The organism is Streptomyces sp. NPDC047130, assembly GCF_040643475.1.
GTDB lineage: Bacteria > Actinomycetota > Actinomycetes > Streptomycetales > Streptomycetaceae > Streptomyces.
This window is the reverse complement of sequence record NZ_JBEYUK010000009.1, coordinates 50,915-72,229: the sequence shown is the minus strand read 5'-3', so window position 1 is coordinate 72,229 and position 21,315 is coordinate 50,915. Positions and strand designations below refer to the sequence as shown.

The following is a 21,315-nucleotide window of genomic DNA, read 5'->3' as shown; positions in this document are numbered from 1 at the left end:
CCGATGTTCCGTCGAGCCTTCTGGTTCTCCGCCGGCGCAGCCGCCGGCGTGTGGGCCACCACCAAGGTCAACCGCAAGCTGAAACAGCTCACCCCCGAGAGCCTCGCCGCGCAGGCGGCGAACAAGGCCGTCGAGGCGGGCCACCGGCTGAAGGACTTCGCGCTCGACGTGCGCGACAACATGGCCCGGCGCGAGGCCGAACTCGGCGAGGCGCTCGGCCTGAACGCGCCCGTCGACGCCGGACCCCGCGCCGCCGCCCTGGAGCCGGGGCGGACCACCGGGCGGCACATCGCCGCCGTAGACCACCGCAGCAACGAGAAGTACGCCCCGACGTACTCGTACAACCGGAATGAGGACCACTGATGGAGTCGGCCGAGATCCGCCGCCGCTGGCTGAGCTTCTTCGAGGAGCGCGGGCACACCGTCGTCCCTTCGGCGTCGCTCATCGCGGACGACCCGACTCTGCTCCTCGTCCCGGCCGGCATGGTGCCGTTCAAGCCCTACTTCCTGGGTGAGGTCAAGCCGCCGTACCCGCGCGCCACCAGCGTGCAGAAGTGCGTGCGCACGCCGGACATCGAGGAGGTCGGCAAGACCACCCGCCACGGCACCTTCTTCCAGATGTGCGGCAACTTCTCCTTCGGCGACTACTTCAAGGAAGGCGCCATCAAGCTCGCCTGGGAGCTGCTCACCAGCCCCCAGGACAAGGGCGGTTACGGCCTGGAGCCCGAGAAGCTCTGGATCACCGTCTACCAGGACGACGACGAGGCCGAGCAGATCTGGCGCGACGTCGTCGGCGTGCCCGCCGAGCGCATCCAGCGCCTGGGCAAGAAGGACAACTTCTGGTCCATGGGCGTCCCCGGCCCCTGCGGCCCGTGCTCCGAGATCAACTACGACCGCGGCCCCGAGTTCGGCGTCGAGGGCGGCCCGGCCGTCAACGACGAGCGGTACGTGGAGATCTGGAACCTCGTCTTCATGCAGTACGAGCGGGGCGAGGGCACCGGCAAGGACGACTTCGAGATCCTCGGCGACCTGCCCAGCAAGAACATCGACACCGGTCTCGGCCTCGAACGCCTCGCGATGATCCTGCAGGGCGTGCAGAACATGTACGAGATCGACACCTCGATGGCCGTCATCGAGAAGGCCACCGAGCTGACCGGTGTCCGCTACGGCGACGCCGCCCAGTCCGACGTCTCGCTGCGCGTCGTCACCGACCACATGCGCACGTCGGTGATGCTCATCGGCGACGGCGTCACCCCCGGCAACGAGGGCCGCGGCTACGTGCTGCGCCGCATCATGCGCCGCGCCATCCGCAACATGCGCCTGCTCGGCGCCACCGGCCCGGTCGTCAAGGACCTCATCGACGTCGTCATCGGCATGATGGGACAGCAGTACCCCGAGCTGGTCACCGACCGCGAGCGGATCGAGAAGGTCGCCCTCGCCGAGGAGAACGCCTTCCTCAAGACGCTGAAGGCCGGCACCAACATCCTCGACACCGCCGTCACCGAGACCAAGGCCGCCGGCGGCAAGGTCCTCGCCGGCGACAAGGCGTTCCTGCTCCACGACACCTGGGGCTTCCCCATCGACCTCACCCTCGAGATGGCCGCCGAGCAGGGCCTCTCCGTGGACGAGGACGGCTTCCGCCGCCTGATGAAGGAGCAGCGGGAGCGCGCCAAGGCCGACGCCCAGGCCAAGAAGACCGGCCACGCCTCGCTCGGCGCCTACCGCGAGATCGCCGACACCGCCGGCGAGACCGAGTTCATCGGCTACACCCACACCCAGGGCGAGTCCACGGTCGTCGGCATCCTGGTCGACGGCGTCTCCTCCCCGGCCGCCCGCGAGGGCGACGAGGTCGAGGTCGTCCTGGACCGCACCCCCTTCTACGCCGAGGGCGGCGGCCAGATCGGCGACACCGGCCGGATCAAGGCCGACTCCGGTGCCGTGATCGAGATCCGCGACTGCCAGAAGCCGGTCCCCGGGGTCTACGTCCACAAGGGCGTCGTCATGGTGGGCGAGGTGACCGTGGGCTCCAAGGCCGAGGCCTCCATCGACCACCGTCGCCGCACGGCCATCGCCCGCGCCCACTCGGCCACCCACCTCACCCACCAGGCCCTGCGCGACGCGCTCGGCCCGACGGCCGCCCAGGCCGGCTCGGAGAACCAGCCGGGCCGCTTCCGCTTCGACTTCGGCTCCCCGTCCGCCGTCCCGACGGCCGTGATGACCGACGTCGAGCAGAAGATCAACGAGGTGCTCTCCCGCGACCTCGACGTGCGCGCCGACGTGATGAGCATCGACGAGGCCAAGAAGCAGGGCGCCATCGCCGAGTTCGGCGAGAAGTACGGCGAACGGGTCCGCGTGGTCACCATCGGCGACTTCTCCAAGGAGCTGTGCGGCGGCACGCACGTCCACTCCACCGCCCAGCTCGGCCTGGTGAAGCTGCTGGGCGAGTCGTCCATCGGCTCCGGCGTGCGCCGCATCGAGGCCCTGGTCGGCGTCGACGCCTACAACTTCCTGGCCCGCGAGCACACGGTGGTGAACCAGCTCACCGAGCTCCTCAAGGGCCGCTCGGAGGAGCTGCCGGAGAAGGTCGCCGCCATGCTCGGCAAGCTGAAGGACGCCGAGAAGGAGATCGAGAAGTTCCGCGCCGAGAAGGTGCTGCAGGCCGCCGCCGGTCTCGCCGAGTCCGCGAAGGACGTCCGCGGCGTGGCCCTGGTCACCGGCCAGGTGCCGGACGGCACGACCGCCGACGACCTGCGCAAGCTGGTCCTCGACGTGCGCGGCCGCATCCAGGGCGGCCGGGCCGCCGTGGTGGCCCTGTTCACCACGGTCAACGGCAAGCCGCTCACGGTCATCGCCACCAACGACGCCGCCCGCGACCGCGGCCTCAAGGCCGGCGACCTGGTCCGCGTGGCCGCCAAGACCCTCGGCGGCGGCGGTGGCGGCAAGCCGGACGTCGCCCAGGGCGGCGGTCAGAACCCGGCCGCCATCGGCGAGGCCGTGGACGCCGTCGAGCGCCTCGTGGCCGACACGGCCAAGTGAGGTGGGCGACATGCGCAGAGGACGCCGGCTGGCCGTCGACGTCGGGGACGCCCGGATCGGGGTCGCCTCGTGCGACCCCGACGGGATCCTCGCCACACCGGTCGAGACGGTGCCGGGACGCGACGTCCCGGCGGCCCACCGGCGGCTCACGCAGCTCGTCGAGGAGTACGAGCCCATCGAGGTCGTCGTCGGCCTTCCCCGCTCCCTCAAGGGCGGGGAAGGCCCAGCGGCCGCCAAGGTGCGCGGCTTCACCCAGGAGCTGGCGGCACGGATCGCGCCGGTGCCGGTGCGGCTGGTCGACGAGCGGATGACCACGGTCACGGCGAGCCAGGGACTGCGCGCCTCGGGCGTGAAGTCCAGGAAGGGACGCTCCGTGATCGATCAGGCCGCGGCGGTGATCATCCTGCAGCAGGCACTGGAGTCCGAACGGGTGTCCGGGGCTGCTCCAGGGGAAGCAGTCGAGGTGGCCCGCTGATCGCGGTACGGTAACGTTCCGCGCGATGCGGCGCGTTCGAATGCCGTCGCACAACGAGAGGCGGCGCGGCTCCGAGCCGACCGGTGCCGGAAAGACACCGCCTCGCGGCTCTAGGGGATCGATGACTGAGTATGGCCGGGGCCAAGGCTCCGAACCGTGGCATCCCGGTGACCCGTACTACGGGGACGACGGATGGGGAGGGCAGCACCCTCAGGGGCAGCAGCAGTTCCCGTACGGCGGCCAGCCGCAGCAGTATCCGGAGCAGGACCCGTACGGCGGACAGGACCAGCAGCACTACGGGCAGCAGCCTCAGCAGCACCAGCAGCAGTACGGCGGTGACTGGGGCACCGGACAGCAGCCGCCGTACGGCGCGGGCCACGATCCCTACGCGCAGCAGCACCAGCAGCACCCCCACCAGCAGCACCAGCAGCCGTACGACGACGGCTACGGGACGCAGCAGGGCTACCAGGAGCAGGGCTACCAGGAGCAGGGTCACCAGGAGCAGGGCTACCGGCAGCAGGGCGACGGCCGGCCGGGCGGCGGCCAGGACCGCCCCGACTGGGACGCCGAGCCGGAGGAGGAGCGGCACCCGTTCTTCACCGGCGCGGACGACGACGAGGACGACGACCACGACGACCGCCCCGGTCGGCGCGCGCGCGGCGGCCGGTCGGACCGCCGGGGCCGGGACGAGGGCCGCAGAGGCCGCGGCGGCGACCGCGACGAGGGCCGCAAGGGCCGCGGGGGCTGCCTGATCGGCCTGCTGGTGGTCGGCGCGGTGGTGGTCGGCGGAGGCTACTACCTCTATCAGGAACGTTTCGCCGCGGCCCCGGACTTCTCGGGCGACGGCAACGGCACGGCCGTCTCGATCACCATCCCGCCCGGGTCCACCGGCGCGGAGGTCGGCCGGATCCTCAAGGAGAAGGGCATCGTCAAGAGCGTCGACGGCTTCGTCGCGGCGCTCACCGACAGCGGGGGCGACCTGCAGGCGGGCGCGTACCAGCTCGAGGAGGAGATGTCCGCGGAGACCGCGGTGGAGTGGCTCCTCGACCCGAGCAAGAGCGGCGCCAAGGGCCTCGTCGTCACCGAGGGCATGCGGAACGCCGACATCTACAAGGCCATCGACAAGAAGCTCAAGCTGGACGCCGGCACCACCAAGAAGATCGCCGAGGAGAAGTCCGACACGCTGGGCCTGCCCGAATGGGCCGCCGACAGCGACGACATAAAGGACCCCCTGGAGGGCTTCCTCTTCCCGGCGACCTACCCGGCCGCGGACGACACCAAGCCCGAGGACCTCCTCAAGGACATGGTGAAGCGGTCCACCGAGATCTACCAGAAGCACGAGGTCGACACCCAGTACAAGGAGTTCGGGCTCGACAGCCCGCTCGAGCTGGTCACGGTCGCCAGCCTGGTGCAGGCCGAGGGCATCAGCCACGACGACTTCAAGCAGATGGCCGAGGTCATCTACAACCGGCTGTCGCCGGACAACACCGAGACCTACGGCAAGCTCGAGTTCGACTCCAGCTACAACTACTTCAAGAACCAGCACGAGCTGGACATCTCCGCGCAGGATCTCCGGGGCATCGACAACCCCTACAACACGCACTACCACCGCGGTCTGCCGCCCGGCCCGATCGGCAACCCGGGCGAGGACGCCATCACCGGCGCCATGGCCCCCACCGACCAGGGCTGGTACTACTTCATCTCGCTCGACGGCAAGACCAGCAAGTTCAGCAAGACCTACGCCGAGCACGAGAAGCTGGTCCAGCAGTTCCAGAAGCAGCTGCGGGAGGAGCAGTGACGCGGCGGCACCGCGCCGCCGTGCTCGGCTCGCCGATCGCCCACTCCCTCTCCCCGGCGCTGCACCGGGCCGCCTACGCCGGGCTCGGCCTGGACGGCTGGACGTACGACCGGTTCGAGATCGACGAGAAGGCCCTGCCCGGCTTCGTCGAGGGGCTCGGTCCGGAGTGGGCAGGGCTCTCGCTGACCATGCCGCTGAAGCGGGCGGTCGTCCCGCTGCTCGACGCGGTCAGCGAGACCGCCGCCTCCGTCGAGGCCGTCAACACGGTGGTGTTCACGGAGGACGGCCGCCGCGTCGGGGACAACACCGACGTCCCCGGCATGGTCGCCGCCCTCCGCGAGCGGGGCATCGAGAAGGTGGAGTCGGCGGCGGTCCTCGGGGCCGGCGCCACCGCGTCGTCCGCGCTGGCCGCGCTGACCCGGATCTGCCCGGGCGGGATCACGGTGTACGTTCGCAGCGAGGCGCGCGCCGCCGAGATGCGGGAGTGGGGCGCCCGCCTCGAGGCCGACGTCCGGATCGCCGCCTGGGAGGACGCCGCCGAGGCCCTGCGGGCGCCGCTGGTGATCGCCACCACCCCCGCCGGCGCCACCGACGCCCTGGCCGGGGCGGTGCCGGAGCGGCCCGGCGCGCTGTTCGACGTGCTCTACGAGCCCTGGCCGACCCCGCTGGCGCACCGCTGGTCCGCGGCCGGGGGTGTGCTGCTCGGCGGCCTCGACCTGCTGGTGCACCAGGCGGTGCTCCAGGTCGAGCAGATGACCGGACGGGTCCCGGCGCCGCTGAAGGCCATGCGGGACGCGGGGGAGCGGGCACTCTCCGCCCGCTGAACCCCGGAGCCGAGCGGCTGGTGTGCCGGTGACCTCCGTCACGCCGCGTTCCCGCCCCGCCCCGCGTTCCCACCCCGCCCCGCGCTCCCGGACGTCCGGGGCGTGGGACGGCTGTCCGACCGGTGGACCGGTGGGCCGTGCGCCTCCCCGGGCATGGGAGGATCAGGGGCAAGGCGGGCCTGGCCAGGACCTGGGCGCGCCGTCGCCGTACCACTGGCGCGAGCAGGAGGAGCACCGTTGAGCAGGTTGCGCTGGCTGACCGCGGGGGAGTCCCACGGACCCGCACTCGTCGCGACGCTGGAAGGACTTCCGGCCGGCGTGCCGGTCACCACCGAGATGGTGGCCGACCACCTCGCCCGCCGCCGCCTCGGCTACGGCCGCGGCGCCCGGATGAAGTTCGAGCGCGACGAGGTCACCTTCCTCGGCGGCGTGCGCCACGGCCTCAGCCTCGGCTCCCCGATCGCGATCATGGTCGGCAACACCGAGTGGCCCAAGTGGGAGCAGGTCATGGCCGCCGACCCGGTCGACCCGGAGATCCTCGCCGGGCTCGCCCGCAACGCGCCGCTGACCCGGCCCCGTCCCGGCCACGCCGACCTCGCCGGCATGCAGAAGTACGGCTTCGACGAGGCCCGCCCGATCCTCGAGCGCGCCTCCGCCCGCGAGACCGCGGCCCGCGTCGCGCTCGGCGCCGTCGCCCGCTCCTACCTCAAGGAGACGGCCGGCATCGAGATCGTCTCCCACGTCGTCGAACTGGCCGCCGCCAAGGCCCCGTACGGCGTGTACCCGACGCCCGCGGACACCGAGAAGCTGGACGCCGACCCGGTCCGCTGCCTGGACGCCGACGCGTCGAAGCGGATGGTCGCCGAGATCGACCAGGCCCACAAGGACGGCGACACCCTCGGCGGCGTCGTCGAGGTGCTGGCCTACGGCGTGCCCGTCGGCCTCGGCTCGCACGTCCACTGGGACCGCCGCCTGGACGCCCGCCTGGCCGCCGCGCTGATGGGCATCCAGGCCATCAAGGGCGTCGAGGTCGGCGACGGCTTCGACCTGGCCCGCGTGCCCGGCTCGAAGGCGCACGACGAGATCGTCCCCACCGAGGACGGCATCCGCCGCGCCTCCGGCCGCGCCGGCGGCACCGAGGGCGGCCTCACCACCGGCGAGCTGCTGCGGGTGCGGGCCGCGATGAAGCCCATCGCCACCGTCCCGCGCGCCCTGCGCACGATCGACGTCACCACCGGCGAGCCCGCCCAGGCCCACCACCAGCGCTCCGACGTCTGCGCGGTCCCCGCGGCCGGCATCGTCGCCGAGGCCATGGTCGCCCTGGTCCTGGCCGACGCGGTGGCCGAGAAGTTCGGCGGCGACAGCGTCCCCGAGACCCGTCGCAACGTGCGGTCGTACCTCGACACCCTGACCGTCCGATGAACGCCGGACCTCGCCTGGTCCTGGTCGGCCCGATGGGCGTCGGCAAGTCCACCGTGGGCGCGCTGCTCGCCGAGCGCCTGGGCGTCGCCTACCGCGACACCGACGACGACATCGTCGCCGCCGAGGGCCGCGCCATCGCCGACATCTTCGTCGACGACGGGGAGGAGCGGTTCCGTGCCCTGGAGAAGGCGGCCGTGCACGCCGCGCTCGCCGGGCACGACGGCGTCCTCGCCCTCGGCGGCGGGGCGATCCTCGACGCCGACACCCGCGCGCTGCTGGCCGGCCACCGGGTCGTCTACCTCTCGATGGACGTCGAGGAGGCCGCCCGGCGCACCGGCCTCAACCAGGCCCGCCCGCTGCTCGCCGTCAACCCGCGCAAGCAGTGGCGGGAGCTGATGGAGGCCCGGCGCCACCTGTACACCGAGGTCGCCCGCGCGGTGGTCCCCACCGACGGGCGCACCCCCGAAGAGGTCGCCGAGGCGGTCCTCGACGCACTGGAGAAGAACGAAGCATGAGCACCCGTGAAGCCGTGACCCGGATCCAGGTCGCCGGCACCGCCGGAACCGACCCGTACGAGGTCCTGGTCGGGCGGCAGCTGCTCGGCGAGCTCGGCGCCCTGGTGGGCGACAAGGCCAAGCGGGTCGCCGTGATCCACCCCGAGGCGCTCGCCGAGACCGGGGACGCGCTCCGCGCCGACCTGGCCGAGCAGGGCTTCGAGGCCGTCGCCATCCAGGTGCCCAACGCGGAGGAGGCCAAGACCGCCGAGGTCGCCGCCTACTGCTGGAAGGCACTGGGCCAGACCGGCTTCACCCGCACCGACGTGATCGTCGGCGTCGGCGGCGGCGCCACCACCGACCTGGCCGGGTTCGTCGCCGCCACCTGGCTGCGCGGGGTGCGCTGGATCGCCGTCCCCACCACCGTGCTCGCCATGGTGGACGCGGCCGTCGGCGGCAAGACGGGCATCAACACCGCCGAGGGCAAGAACCTGGTCGGCGCCTTCCACCCGCCGGCCGGCGTCCTGTGCGACCTGGCCGCGCTGGACTCGCTGCCGGTGCACGACTACGTCTCCGGCCTCGCCGAGGTCGTCAAGGCCGGCTTCATCGCCGACCCGGTCATCCTCGACCTGATCGAGGGCGACCCCGAGGCCGCCCGGACCCCCGAGGGCCCGCACACCGCGGAGCTGATCGAGCGCGCCATCCGGGTCAAGGCCGAGGTGGTCTCCTCCGACCTCAAGGAGTCGGGCCTGCGGGAGATCCTCAACTACGGCCACACGCTGGCGCACGCCATCGAGAAGAACGAGCGCTACAAGTGGCGGCACGGCGCGGCCGTCGCCGTCGGCATGCGGTTCGCCGCCGAGCTGGGCCGGGTCGCCGGACGGCTCGACGACGCCACCGCCGACCGGCACACCGAGATCCTCCGCTCCCTCGGCCTGCCGCTGACCTACCGCTACGACCAGTGGCCCAAGCTGCTGGAGAACATGAAGGTCGACAAGAAGTCCCGCGGCGACCTGCTGCGCTTCATCGTCCTCGACGGCCTGGCCCGTCCCACCGTGCTGGAGGGCCCGGACCCGGCGGTGCTGCTCGCCGCCTACGGCGAGGTCGCCGAGTAACCCCTCGGCCCCCAGGGCACTTTCCCGCCGCCCCGCCCGTTCCCCACCAGACGGCGCGGGGCGGTACCGTTCCGACGGCCGGTACGACGGATGCGACCACGAGACGGAGTGGCAGGCATGCAGCACGCGGTGGGGTCCGAACTGCCGCCGCCCCACGGGCCCGGGCAGACCGCCTGGACGGGGCAGGCGCCCGAGGCGACCGGGCAGATGCCCTTGCCCCAGGGCGGTCCCGTGCACCCGCAGGCGGCCCCCCTGGCCCCGGGCGGTGTCCACGCGGTGGCGCCGCCGCCCCCGGACCCGCGGACGGCGACCCTCGCGGTGCTGCTCATCGGCCCCGCCGGAGCGGGCAAGACCAGCGTCGCCAAGTACTGGGCCGACCACCGCCGGGTGTCCACCGCCCACATCAGCCTGGACGACGTCCGCGAGTGGGTCCGCTCCGGCTTCGCCGACCCGCAGACCGGCTGGAACGAGCAGTCCGAGACCCAGTACCGCCTGGCCCGCCGCACCTGCGGCTTCGCCGCGCGCAACTTCCTCGCCAACGGCATCTCCTGCGTGATCGACGACGCCGTCTTCCCGGACCGGCCGGTCGTCGGGCTCGGCGGCTGGAAGCGGCACGTCGGCCCCGGGCTGCTGCCGGTGGTCCTGCTGCCGGGCCTGGAGGTCGTGCTGGAGCGCAACGCCCAGCGCTCGGGCAACCGGCGGCTCACCGACGAGGAGGTCGCCCGCATCCACGGGCGGATGGCCGGCTGGTACGGCTCGGGCCTGCCCATCATCGACAACTCCCAGATGGACGTCCCCACCACCGCCGCGCTCCTCGACGACGTCCTCGCCCGCTCCATCGCCGCGCCGCCGCAGTGGTGACGGCGGACGCCGCGGCCCCCACGGGCGGGCGCGGGCCCCGGACACGCGCTTGACGGTCCGCCGGACGGGCCCGGGCGCCCGCGCCCCCCGACCGGCGGCGTTCAGGACGCGCCCCCGCGCGCCGGAACATACGCTCGGGCCATGCCAGAGGTGTTCGCCGCCCGCCGGGCGCGGCTGAGGGAACGCTGCCACGCGGTCGGCAGCGCGGCCGCGCTGGTCACCCGTCCCGCCAACGTGCGCTACCTCGCCGGGGCCGCCCCACCGGGCGCCGTACTGCTCCTCGCTCCGCGTGACGGCGCGGAGGACGTGCTGCTGTGCCCCCATCCCCTGGAGGACCCGCAGCCCTCCGGCGCCCGCGAGGGCGGCCGCCCCGACGACCTGCTGCGGATCCGGCCGCTCGGCGGCAGCCTCTCCCCGGAGGGCGGCGACGCCGCGGTGGCCGCCGCCGGACTGGCCGCCGAGGAGGGCGGCGTGGACTCCCTCGCCGTGGAGGAGCACCACCTCACCGTCGCCCGCCACCGCGCCATCGGTTCCGTCGCCCCCCGCCTGCGGCTCACCGACCTGGGCGCGTCCGTGGAGCAGATGCGCGTGGTCAAGGACGAGGAGGAGATCTCCTGCCTGCGCGCCGGCGCCGAGATCGCCGACCAGGCGCTGGGGGAGCTGCTGGAGTCCATCCTGGTCGGCCGCACCGAGCGTCACCTCGCCCTGGAGCTGGAGCGCCGCCTGGTCGACCACGGGGCCGACGGTCCGGCGTTCCCCACCTCCGTGGCCACCGGCCCCCACGCGGGCCGGCCGGGCCACCGGCCCACCGACCGCCGGGTCGAGGAGGGCGACTTCCTCTCCGTCTGCATGGGCGCCACCTACCGCGGCTACCGGTGCGAGATCGGCCGGACCTTCGTCATCGGCACCACCCCCGCGGACTGGCAGATCGAGCTGTACGACGTGGTCTTCGCCGCCCAGCGGGCCGGCCGTGAGGCGCTCGCACCAGGCGTCGAACACCGAGAGGTGGACCGGGCCGCACGCCATGTGCTGTCGTCCGCGGGGTACGGCAGCGCCCTGCCGGCCCGCACCGGACACGGTGTGGGACTGGAAATCGCGGAGGACCCGCAGTTGGCCCCCGCGGCCATGGGTAAACTGGACGCTTGCGTGCCGGTCACCGTCGAGCCGGGGGTTCACCTCCCCGGTCGGGGCGGGGTCCGGATCGATGACACGCTCGTCGTACGCCCCGAGGCGGACGGCGGACCCGAGCTACTCACCATCACGACCAAGGAGCTGCTCGCGCTGTAGCCTCCGGGCCGCCGCGCACCTGCCGCCCCGGGGTCGTCCACGTCAGTCCAGGAGATTCCGCAACCGTGGCTTCCACGAACGACCTCAAGAACGGCATGGTGCTCAAGCTCGAAGGCGGCCAGCTCTGGTCCGTCGTCGAGTTCCAGCACGTCAAGCCCGGCAAGGGCCCGGCCTTCGTGCGCACCAAGCTCAAGAACGTGCTCTCCGGCAAGGTCGTCGACAAGACCTTCAACGCCGGCGTCAAGGTCGAGACGGCCACCGTTGACAAGCGCGACATGCAGTTCTCGTACATGGACGGCGAGTACTTCGTGTTCATGGACATGGACACCTACGACCAGCTGATGGTCGACCGCAAGGCCGTCGGCGACGCCGCCAACTTCCTGGTCGAGGGCTTCACCGCCGTCGTCGCCCAGCACGAGGGCGAGGTGCTCTTCGTCGAGCTGCCGGCCGCCGTCGAGCTGGTCGTCCAGGAGACCGAGCCGGGCGTCCAGGGCGACCGCTCCACCGGTGGGACCAAGCCCGCCACCCTGGAGACCGGTCACCAGATCCAGGTCCCGCTCTTCATCACCACGGGCGAGAAGATCAAGGTCGACACCCGCACGAGCGACTACCTCGGCCGGGTGAACAGCTAACCGTGGCTGCCCGTAACACGGCCCGCAAGCGCGCCTTCCAGATCCTCTTCGAGGCCGACCAGCGCGGCGTCGACGTGCTGTCCGTCCTCGCCGACTGGGTCCGGCACTCCCGGAACGATCCCCGGCAGCCGCCGGTGAGCGAGTACACGATGGAGCTGGTCGAGGGATACGCGGACCACATCCGCCGGATCGACGAGCTGATCGCCCAGTACGCCGTGGACTGGACCCTGGACCGGATGCCGGTCGTCGACCGCAACATCCTGCGGCTCGGCGCCTACGAGCTGATCTGGGTGGACGGCACGCCGGACGCCGTCGTGCTGGACGAGATGGTGCAGCTGGCCAAGGAATTCTCGACCGACGACTCGCCCGCGTTCGTGAACGGACTGCTGGGCCGGCTGAAGGACCTCAAGTCCTCGCTGCGGCGGGAAGAGGCCTGAGCCACGGCCTCGGCACGGAGCTCACGGCGAAGGGCCCCCAGCGTGACGCTGGGGGCCCTTCGGTGTTCCCGAGGGAGGTCAGCTCTCCTCGTGCGCGACCGCGCGGCGCGCGTCGGCGTCCAGGACGCCCCAGCTGATCAGCTGCTCGGTGAGGACCGAGGGGGACTGGTCGTAGATGACGGCCAGGGTGCGCAGGTCGTCCTGGCGGATGGAGAGCACCTTGCCGTTGTAGTCGCCGCGCTGGGACTGGATGGTCGCCGCGTAGCGCTGCAGCGGGCCGGCCTTCTCCACCGGGACGTGCTGGAGCCGCTCGAGGTCGAGGACCAGCTTCGGCGGGGGCTCGGCGGCGCCGCCCGGCGTGGTGCCGGGGAGCAGCTCCTGGACGGGGACACCGTAGAAGTCCGCCAGCTCGGCGAGGCGCTGCACGGTCACGGCGCGGTCGCCGCGCTCGTAGGAACCGACCACGACGGCCTTCCAGCGGCCCTGGGACTTCTCCTCCACACCGTGGAGGGAGAGCCCCTGCTGGGTGCGGATGGCCCGGAGCTTGGCCCCGAGCTGCTTTGCGTATTCGCTGGACATAAAGCTCCCGGACAGTCGGCGTCGCGTGCGGTGCGCGTACGGGGCGGGCGGTGGTGACGCGGTTCGCGCCCGGCGCCCGCCCGGCGTGCCGCACGGTTGGTAACTCACTGTAAGGTTACGCAGCGTTACGCTGCCCCGTCAAGCGGAATGGTCCGGACCGACGGTTCGATGATCGGTGCGCCTGATTACTCCGTGCGGGTGAGACGAGCGGGCGCGGGGCCGGTGGGAGGGGTGTCGCCGGGCGCGATCGGGGGCCTGTTAGGGTAGGGGCCGTAAACACGACGTCCTTTAAAGTCCGTCCCGTGAGGCGGAGAAGGAGGTCCTTTTCGTATGGACACGAACAGCTCCGCCTCGGCGGCGCAGGGGTCCGACGCACGTGCCGTGCTCGAGGCCCAGGACATCGCGCGGGTTCTGACCCGCATCGCGCACGAGATCGTCGAACGCGCCAAGGGCGCCGAGGACGTCGTGCTGCTCGGCATCCCGACCAGGGGCGTCTACCTCGCCCGGCGGATCGCCGACAAGCTCGAGGAGATCACCGGGCGGAAGATCCCCGTCGGCTCCCTCGACATCACCATGTACCGCGACGACCTGCGGCTCCAGCCCCCCAGAGCGCTCGCCCGCACCGAGATCCCCGGTGACGGCATCGACGGCCGCCTGGTCGTCCTCGTCGACGACGTGCTCTTCTCCGGCCGCTCGGTGCGCGCCGCCCTCGACGCGCTGAACGACATCGGCCGCCCGCGCGCCGTGCAGCTCGCGGTCCTCGTCGACCGGGGCCACCGCGAACTGCCGATCCGCGCCGACTACGTCGGCAAGAACCTCCCCACGTCGCTGCGGGAGACGGTCAAGGTGCTGCTCGCCGAGGAGGACGGTCGCGACACCGTGCTGCTCGGGACCAAGCAGGCCACCCAGGGCGAACGGCAGTAGACCCCCTCGCGTGCCCGCGCCACCCGGCGCCCACGCGCGTCCGCCCGCGCCCGAAATCTCCCAGATGATCCTTCCCACGGAGCCTGCCCGATGAAGCGCCACCTCATCTCGGCCGCCGACCTCACCCGCGACGACGCCGTCCACATCCTCGACACCGCCGAGGAGATGGCCCGGGTCGGGGACCGCACGGTCAAGAAGCTGCCCGCCCTGCGCGGCCGCACCGTCTGCAACCTCTTCTTCGAGGACTCGACCCGCACCCGGATCTCCTTCGAGGCCGCCGAGAAGCGGCTGTCCGCCGACGTCATCAACTTCGCCGCCAAGGGCTCCAGCGTCTCCAAGGGCGAGTCCCTCAAGGACACCGCCCAGACGCTGGCCGCGATGGGCGTGGACGCCGTGGTCATCCGCCACAGCGCCTCCGGTGCCCCCTACCGCCTGGCGACCTCCGGGTGGATCGACGCCCCGGTGATCAACGCCGGCGACGGCACCCACCAGCACCCCACCCAGGCCCTGCTGGACGCCTTCACCATGCGCCGCCGCCTGATCGGCCCGGACGCCGGCCTCGGCCAGGACCTGGCCGGCAAGCACGTCACCATCGTCGGCGACGTCCTGCACAGCAGGGTCGCCCGCTCCAACGTCGACCTGCTGCACACGCTCGGCGCGCACGTCACCCTGGTCGCCCCGCCGACCCTGCTGCCGGTCGGCGCCGGGACCTGGCCCTGCGAGATCTCCTACGACCTCGACTCCGCGCTCCCCAAGGCCGACGCCGTGATGATGCTCCGCGTCCAGCGCGAGCGGATGAACGCCGCCTTCTTCCCCACCGAGCGCGAGTACTCCCGCCGCTACGGCCTGGACGCCGACCGGATGGCGAAGATGCCCGACCACGCCATCGTGATGCACCCCGGCCCGATGGTCCGCGGCATGGAGATCACCGCCGAGGTCGCCGACTCCGACCGCTGCACCGTCACCGAGCAGGTCGCCAACGGCGTCTTCACCCGGATGGCGGTCCTCTACCTCCTGCTCGGCGGCAACGCCAACGAGCCCACGCCCGGCCAGTGAAGCCGTACCGAGGAAAGGCAGAACCCATGAGCAAGACCCTGATCCGCGGTGCGCGCGTGCTGGGCGGCGAGCCGCAGGACGTACTGATCGACGGCGCCACCGTCGCCGCGATCGGATCCGGCCTGGAGACCGAGGGCGTCGAGAACGTGGTCGAGGCGGACGGCAAGGTCCTCCTGCCGGGCCTGGTCGACCTCCACACCCACCTGCGGGAGCCCGGCCGCGAGGACTCCGAGACGGTCCTCACCGGCACCCGCGCCGCCGCCAAGGGCGGCTACACCCAGGTGTACGCGATGGCCAACACCTTCCCCGTCGCCGACACCGCCGGCGTGGTCGAGCAGGTGTACCGCCTCGGCCAGGAGCACGGCTACTGCGACGTCCAGCCCATCGGCGCCGTCACCGTCGGCCTGGAGGGCGAGAAGCTCGCCGAACTGGGCGCGATGCACGAGTCCGCGGCCGGCGTCACCGTCTTCTCCGACGACGGCAAGTGCGTCCACGACGCGGTGATCATGCGCCGCGCCCTGGAGTACGTGAAGGCCTTCGGCGGCGTCGTCGCCCAGCACGCCCAGGAGCCCCGGCTCACCGAGGGCGCCCAGATGAACGAGGGCGTGGTCTCCGCCGAGCTCGGCCTCGGCGGCTGGCCGGCGGTGGCCGAGGAGTCGATCATCGCCCGCGACGTCCTGCTCGCCGAGCACGTCGGCTCCCGCGTCCACATCTGCCACCTGTCCACGGCCGGCTCCGTCGAGATCGTCCGCTGGGCCAAGTCCCGCGGCATCGACGTCACCGCCGAGGTCACCCCCCACCACCTGCTGCTCACCGACGAGATGGTCCGCAGCTACAACCCCGTCTACAAGGTCAACCCGCCGCTGCGCACCGAGCGCGACGTGATGGCCCTGCGCGAGGCCCTGGCCGACGGCACGATCGACATCGTCGCCACCGACCACGCCCCGCACCCGCACGAGGACAAGGACTGCGAGTGGGCCGCGGCCGCCATGGGCATGGTCGGCCTGGAGACCGCCCTGTCCGTGGTGCAGGAGACCATGGTGGAGACCGGGCTGCTGGACTGGGCCGGCGTCGCCGACCGGATGTCCGCCGCGCCCGCCCGGATCGGCCGGGCCAGGGGCCACGGCCGGCCGGTGGCGGTCGGTGAGCCCGCGAACCTGACGCTGGTCGACACCGCATACCGTGGAGACGTGGACCCCGCGGGCTTCGCCTCCCGCAGCCGCAACACCCCGTACGAGGGCCGTGAGCTGCCGGGCCGTGTCACCCACACGTGGCTGCGGGGCAAGGCCACCTACTCCGACGGGAAGCTCGCGTGACGACCACCACCACCCTCCTCCACCTCGCCGCCGAGGCCGAACGCAAGTCGGCCGAGGTCACCAACTGGCCGGGCCGCATCGCCTGGGTGGTAGGTCTCGCCCTGTTCGTCGCGCTCCTCTACTGGCTGATGCGCGAGGGCTGGAAGTGGCGGGCCACCCTCCAGAGCGACCTCCCCGAGCTGCCCCAGGCCCCCGCCGAGCCGGGCGAGGCGAAGCTGACCCTGAGCGGCCGCTACCACGGCTCCACCCACGCCGGTCAGTGGCTCGACCGGATCGTCGCCCACGGCCTGGGCACCCGGAGCCGGGCCGAGCTCACCCTCACCGGCACCGGACTGGTCGTCGGGCGCCCCGGCGCGAACGACTTCTTCGTCCCCGCCGGGCAGCTCCGCGAGGCCCGGCTCGACAAGGGCATCGCCGGCAAGGTCCTCACCGAGGGCGGCCTGCTGGTGGTGACCTGGGAACTGGGCGACCGGCTGATCGACTCCGGCTTCCGCTCCGACCGTTCGGCCGAACACCCCGCGTGGGTCACCGCCCTCAACGACATGATCGAACAGCACAAGAAGCAGACGGAAGGCGCACGATGACGACCTCCACCAGGGGAGCCAAGGCTCCCGCAGTACTCGTCCTGGAGGACGGCCGGATCTTCCGCGGCCGCGCCTACGGGGCCGTGGGGGAGACCTTCGGCGAGGCCGTGTTCTCCACCGGCATGACCGGCTACCAGGAGACCCTCACCGACCCGTCGTACCACCGCCAGGTGGTCGTGATGACGGCGCCCCACGTCGGCAACACCGGCATCAACGACGAGGACCGCGAGTCCTGGAAGATCTGGGTCGCCGGCTACGTCGTCCGCGACCCCGCCCGGGTGCCCTCCAGCTGGCGCTCCCGCCGCACCCTCGACGACGAGCTCTCGGAGCAGGGCGTCGTCGGCATCAGCGGCATCGACACCCGCGCCCTCACCCGCCACCTGCGCGAGCGCGGCGCCATGCGCGTCGGCATCTTCTCCGGCGACGCCGTCGCCACCGAGGAGGCCATGCTCGCCAAGGTCCGCGAGGCCGCCCCGATGAAGGGCGCCAGCCTCTACGAGGAGGTCGCCACCACCGAGGCGTACGTCGTCCCGGCGCAGGGCGAGAAGAAGTACACCGTCGCCGCCGTCGACCTCGGCATCAAGGGCATGACCCCCTACCGGATGGCCGAGCGCGGCATCGAGGTGCACGTCCTGCCCGCCACCGCCACCCTCGACGAGATCTACGCCGTCGGCCCCGACGGCGTGTTCTTCTCCAACGGCCCCGGCGACCCCCAGGCCGCCGACCACCCCGTCGAGCTGATGCGGGGCGTGCTCGAGCGCTCCACCCCGCTCTTCGGCATCTGCTTCGGCAACCAGATCCTCGGCCGCGCCCTCGGCTTCGGCACCTACAAGCTGAAGTACGGCCACCGCGGCATCAACCAGCCGGTCCAGGACCGCACCACCGGCAAGGTCGAGGTCACCGCCCACAACCACGGATTCGCCGTCGACGCCCCGCTCGACACCGTCTCCGACACCCCCTTCGGCCGCGCCGAGGTCTCCCACGTCTGCCTCAACGACAACGTGGTCGAGGGCCTGCAGCTCCTCGACCGGCCGGCGTTCAGCGTCCAGTACCACCCCGAAGCGGCAGCGGGCCCCCACGACGCCGCCTACCTGTTCGACCGCTTCGTTTCCCTGATGGAGGGCCAGCGTGCCTAAGCGCACCGATATCCAGTCCGTCCTGGTCATCGGCTCCGGCCCGATCGTCATCGGCCAGGCCGCGGAGTTCGACTACTCCGGAACCCAGGCGTGCCGCGTCCTCAAGGCCGAGGGCCTGCGGGTCGTCCTGGTGAACTCCAACCCGGCGACGATCATGACCGACCCGGAGATCGCCGACGCCACCTACGTCGAGCCGATCACCCCCGAATTCGTCGAGAAGATCATCGCCAAGGAGCGCCCCGACGCGCTCCTGCCCACGCTCGGCGGCCAGACCGCGCTCAACACCGCGATCTCCCTCCACGAGAACGGCACGCTCGCCAAGTACGGCGTGGAGCTGATCGGCGCCAACGTCGAGGCCATCCACAAGGGCGAGGACCGCGAGCAGTTCAAGGTCGTCGTCGAGGAGGTCCGCAAGAAGATCGGCCACGGCGAGTCCGCCCGCTCGGTCATCTGCCACTCCATGGACGACGTCCTCGCCGGCGTCGAGACCCTCGGCGGCTACCCGGTCGTCGTGCGCCCCTCCTTCACCATGGGCGGCGCCGGCTCCGGCTTCGCCCACGACGAGGAGGAGCTGCGCCGCATCGCCGGCCAGGGCCTGACGCTCTCCCCGACCACCGAGGTGCTCCTGGAGGAGTCCATCCTCGGCTGGAAGGAGTACGAGCTGGAGCTGATGCGCGACAAGAACGACAACGTCGTGGTCGTCTGCTCCATCGAGAACTTCGACCCGATGGGCGTCCACACCGGCGACTCCATCACCGTCGCCCCGGCGATGACCCTCACCGACCGCGAGTACCAGATCCTGCGGGACATCGGCATCGCCGTGATCCGCGAGGTCGGCGTCGACACCGGCGGCTGCAACATCCAGTTCGCCGTCAACCCCGCCGACGGCCGGGTCATCGTCATCGAGATGAACCCCCGCGTCTCCCGCTCCTCCGCGCTCGCCTCCAAGGCCACCGGCTTCCCGATCGCCAAGATCGCCGCCAAGCTGGCCGTCGGCTACACGCTGGACGAGATCCCCAACGACATCACCGAGCAGACCCCGGCCTCCTTCGAGCCCACGCTCGACTACGTCGTGGTCAAGGCGCCCCGCTTCGCCTTCGAGAAGTTCCCCTCCGCCGACTCCACCCTCACCACCACCATGAAGTCGGTGGGCGAGGCCATGGCGATCGGCCGCAACTTCACCGAGGCCCTCCAGAAGGCCCTGCGCTCCCTGGAGAAGAAGGGCAGCCAGTTCGCCTTCACCGGCGAGCCGGGCGACAAGGACGAGCTGCTGCGGGAGGCCGTGCGGCCCACCGACGGCCGCATCAACACCGTGATGCAGGCCATCCGGGCCGGCGCCACCCCCGAGGAGGTCTTCGCGTCCACGAGGATCGACCCGTGGTTCGTGGACCAGCTCTTCCTGATCAAGGAGCTCGCCGACGAGCTCGCCGCCGCCCCCGAGCTCACCCCCGACCTGCTCGCCGAGGCCAAGCGCCACGGCTTCTCCGACCAGCAGATCGGCGAGATCCGCGGCCTGCGCGAGGACGTCGTCCGCCAGGTCCGCCACGCCCTCGGCGTCCGCCCGGTCTACAAGACGGTCGACACCTGCGCCGCCGAGTTCGCCGCGAGGACCCCGTACTTCTACTCCTCCTACGACGAGGAGAGCGAGGTCGCCCCGCGCGAGCGCGCCGCGGTGATCATCCTGGGCTCCGGCCCCAACCGCATCGGCCAGGGCATCGAGTTCGACTACTCCTGCGTCCACGCCTCCTTCGCCCTCAGCGACGCCGGGTACGAGACCGTGATGGTCAACTGCAACCCGGAGACCGTCTCCACCGACTACGACACCTCCGACCGGCTCTACTTCGAGCCGCTCACCCTGGAGGACGTCCTGGAGATCGTCCACGCCGAGCAGCAGGCGGGCCCGGTCGCCGGTGTGGTCGTCCAGCTCGGCGGCCAGACCCCGCTGGGCCTGTCCCAGGCCCTCAAGGACAACGGCGTGCCCGTCGTCGGCACCTCCCCGGAGGCGATCCACGCCGCCGAGGACCGCGGCGCCTTCGGCCGCGTCCTCGCCGAGGCCGGCCTGCCCGCCCCCAAGCACGGCACCGCCACCACCTTCGCCGAGGCCAAGCGGATCGCCGACGAGATCGGCTACCCGGTCCTGGTCCGCCCGTCCTACGTGCTCGGCGGCCGCGGCATGGAGATCGTCTACGAGGAGTCCCGCCTCGAGGCGTACATCGCCGAGTCCACCGAGATCTCCCCGGACCGCCCGGTCCTGGTCGACCGCTTCCTCGACGACGCGGTGGAGATCGACGTCGACGCCCTCTACGACGGCACCGAGCTCTACCTCGGCGGCGTCATGGAGCACATCGAGGAGGCCGGCATCCACTCCGGCGACTCGGCGTGCGCCCTGCCCCCGATCACCCTCGGCGGCTACGACATCAAGCGGCTGCGCGCCTCCACCGAGGCCATCGCCAAGGGCGTCGGCGTCCGCGGCCTGATCAACATCCAGTTCGCGCTCTCGGGCGACATCCTCTACGTCCTCGAGGCCAACCCGCGCGCCTCGCGCACCGTGCCCTTCACCTCGAAGGCCACCGCGGTGCCCCTGGCCAAGGCCGCCGCCCGCATCTCGCTCGGCGCCACCATCGCCGAGCTGCGCGCCGAGGGCCTGCTCCCGGCGAACGGCGACGGCGGCGACCTGCCGCTGGACGCGCCGATCTCCGTCAAGGAGGCCGTGATGCCGTGGTCGCGCTTCCGCGACGTGCACGGCCGCGGCGTGGACACCGTCCTCGGCCCGGAGATGCGCTCCACCGGCGAGGTCATGGGCATCGACTCGGTCTTCGGCACCGCCTACGCCAAGTCGCAGGCCGGCGCCTACGGCCCGCTGCCCACCAAGGGCCGCGCCTTCATCTCGGTCGCCAACCGGGACAAGCGCTCGATGATCTTCCCCGCGCGGGAGCTCGTCCAGCACGGCTTCGAGCTGCTCGCCACCTCCGGCACCGCCGAGGTGCTGCGCCGCAACGGCATCCCCGCCACCGTGGTGCGCAAGCAGTCCGAGGGCGAGGGCCCTAACGGCGAGAAGACGATCGTCCAGCTGATCCACGACGGCCAGGTCGACCTCATCGTCAACACCCCGTTCGGCACCGGCGGCCGCCTCGACGGCTACGACATCCGCACCGCCTCCGTGGCCCGCGGCGTGCCCTGCCTCACCACCGTCCAGGCGCTCGCCGCCGCGGTGCAGGGCATCGACGCCCTCACCCAGGGCGACGTCTCGGTCCGCTCCCTGCAGGAACACGCGGAACAGCTGACCGCGTCGCGCGGACAGTGACCGACGAGGGGGACACCGGAAGGTGTCCCCCTCCTC

General features: G+C 72.0%; 19 protein-coding genes. 18 read left to right on the top strand and 1 reads right to left on the bottom strand.

What is annotated here, in order from left to right:
- Nucleotides 1-3 precede the first annotated feature (3 nt).
- The 12 genes from ABZ836_RS13900 to nusB all read left to right on the top strand — a co-directional run bounded on the left by ABZ836_RS13900 (nucleotide 4) and on the right by nusB (nucleotide 12,380).
- Complete coding sequence (locus tag ABZ836_RS13900) at nucleotides 4-363, top strand: hypothetical protein (RefSeq protein WP_356134002.1); 360 nt, start codon at nucleotides 4-6, stop codon at nucleotides 361-363.
- Nucleotides 363-3,035 (top strand): alanine--tRNA ligase, encoded by a 2,673-nt coding sequence (gene alaS / locus ABZ836_RS13895; RefSeq protein WP_361141972.1) that lies wholly within the window; start codon nucleotides 363-365, stop codon nucleotides 3,033-3,035. The genes ABZ836_RS13900 and alaS overlap by 1 nt, the downstream gene beginning before the upstream one ends.
- A gap of 10 nt (nucleotides 3,036-3,045) precedes the next feature.
- Nucleotides 3,046-3,510: a Holliday junction resolvase RuvX gene (gene ruvX / locus ABZ836_RS13890; protein ID WP_356134006.1), complete on the top strand. Its 465-nt coding sequence runs from the start codon at nucleotides 3,046-3,048 to the stop codon at nucleotides 3,508-3,510.
- A gap of 121 nt (nucleotides 3,511-3,631) precedes the next feature.
- The gene (gene mltG / locus ABZ836_RS13885) at nucleotides 3,632-5,308 is read left to right on the top strand and encodes an endolytic transglycosylase MltG (protein ID WP_361141970.1); all 1,677 of its coding nucleotides are present in this window, start codon (nucleotides 3,632-3,634) and stop codon (nucleotides 5,306-5,308) included.
- A complete protein-coding gene (locus ABZ836_RS13880) occupies nucleotides 5,305-6,132 on the top strand; it encodes a shikimate dehydrogenase (protein ID WP_361141968.1) in 828 nt (275 codons plus the stop codon). Before mltG ends, ABZ836_RS13880 begins: the two co-directional genes overlap by 4 nt.
- A 237-nt stretch (nucleotides 6,133-6,369) precedes the next feature.
- Entirely contained in the window at nucleotides 6,370-7,554 is a 1,185-nt protein-coding gene (aroC, locus tag ABZ836_RS13875) for a chorismate synthase (RefSeq protein ID WP_356134012.1), read from the top strand.
- Nucleotides 7,551-8,069, top strand: a complete 519-nt coding sequence (locus tag ABZ836_RS13870; RefSeq protein WP_356134014.1) for a shikimate kinase — start codon at nucleotides 7,551-7,553, stop codon at nucleotides 8,067-8,069. The genes aroC and ABZ836_RS13870 overlap by 4 nt, the downstream gene beginning before the upstream one ends.
- The gene (gene aroB, locus ABZ836_RS13865; RefSeq protein ID WP_356134016.1) at nucleotides 8,066-9,163 is read left to right on the top strand and encodes a 3-dehydroquinate synthase; all 1,098 of its coding nucleotides are present in this window, start codon (nucleotides 8,066-8,068) and stop codon (nucleotides 9,161-9,163) included. The genes ABZ836_RS13870 and aroB overlap by 4 nt, the downstream gene beginning before the upstream one ends.
- Before the next feature lie 117 nt (nucleotides 9,164-9,280).
- Nucleotides 9,281-10,024, top strand: coding sequence for an AAA family ATPase (locus ABZ836_RS13860; protein ID WP_356134018.1), 744 nt, complete (start codon nucleotides 9,281-9,283; stop codon nucleotides 10,022-10,024).
- A 141-nt stretch (nucleotides 10,025-10,165) separates the two neighbouring features.
- Entirely contained in the window at nucleotides 10,166-11,311 is a 1,146-nt protein-coding gene (locus ABZ836_RS13855; protein WP_356134020.1) for an aminopeptidase P family protein, read from the top strand.
- Between the two features lie 65 nt (nucleotides 11,312-11,376).
- Nucleotides 11,377-11,943 carry an elongation factor P gene (gene efp / locus ABZ836_RS13850; protein WP_356134022.1) on the top strand — a complete coding sequence of 189 codons (567 nt, stop codon included), beginning with the start codon at nucleotides 11,377-11,379 and terminating at the stop codon, nucleotides 11,941-11,943.
- Between the two features lie 2 nt (nucleotides 11,944-11,945).
- Entirely contained in the window at nucleotides 11,946-12,380 is a 435-nt protein-coding gene (gene nusB / locus ABZ836_RS13845) for a transcription antitermination factor NusB (RefSeq protein WP_356134024.1), read from the top strand.
- A 78-nt stretch (nucleotides 12,381-12,458) separates the two neighbouring features.
- Here nusB and bldD read toward each other — a convergent pair whose 3' ends face one another.
- Nucleotides 12,459-12,959, bottom strand: coding sequence for a transcriptional regulator BldD (gene bldD / locus ABZ836_RS13840; protein ID WP_108957078.1), 501 nt, complete (start codon nucleotides 12,957-12,959; stop codon nucleotides 12,459-12,461).
- 330 nt (nucleotides 12,960-13,289) lie between these two features.
- On the opposite strand from bldD, the gene pyrR reads away from it, so the two are divergent.
- The 6 genes from pyrR to carB all read left to right on the top strand — a co-directional run bounded on the left by pyrR (nucleotide 13,290) and on the right by carB (nucleotide 21,279).
- The gene (gene pyrR, locus ABZ836_RS13835; RefSeq protein WP_356134026.1) at nucleotides 13,290-13,883 is read left to right on the top strand and encodes a bifunctional pyr operon transcriptional regulator/uracil phosphoribosyltransferase PyrR; all 594 of its coding nucleotides are present in this window, start codon (nucleotides 13,290-13,292) and stop codon (nucleotides 13,881-13,883) included.
- Between the two features lie 90 nt (nucleotides 13,884-13,973).
- A complete protein-coding gene (locus tag ABZ836_RS13830; protein WP_361141963.1) occupies nucleotides 13,974-14,939 on the top strand; it encodes an aspartate carbamoyltransferase catalytic subunit in 966 nt (321 codons plus the stop codon).
- Nucleotides 14,940-14,965: 26 nt separating this feature from the next.
- A complete protein-coding gene (locus tag ABZ836_RS13825) occupies nucleotides 14,966-16,255 on the top strand; it encodes a dihydroorotase (RefSeq protein ID WP_361141961.1) in 1,290 nt (429 codons plus the stop codon).
- Nucleotides 16,252-16,839 (top strand): hypothetical protein, encoded by a 588-nt coding sequence (locus ABZ836_RS13820; protein WP_356134032.1) that lies wholly within the window; start codon nucleotides 16,252-16,254, stop codon nucleotides 16,837-16,839. The genes ABZ836_RS13825 and ABZ836_RS13820 overlap by 4 nt, the downstream gene beginning before the upstream one ends.
- Nucleotides 16,836-17,975, top strand: coding sequence for a glutamine-hydrolyzing carbamoyl-phosphate synthase small subunit (carA, locus tag ABZ836_RS13815; protein WP_361141959.1), 1,140 nt, complete (start codon nucleotides 16,836-16,838; stop codon nucleotides 17,973-17,975). The genes ABZ836_RS13820 and carA overlap by 4 nt, the downstream gene beginning before the upstream one ends.
- Complete coding sequence (carB, locus tag ABZ836_RS13810) at nucleotides 17,968-21,279, top strand: carbamoyl-phosphate synthase large subunit (protein ID WP_356134036.1); 3,312 nt, start codon at nucleotides 17,968-17,970, stop codon at nucleotides 21,277-21,279. The genes carA and carB overlap by 8 nt, the downstream gene beginning before the upstream one ends.
- Nucleotides 21,280-21,315: the final 36 nt, after the last annotated feature.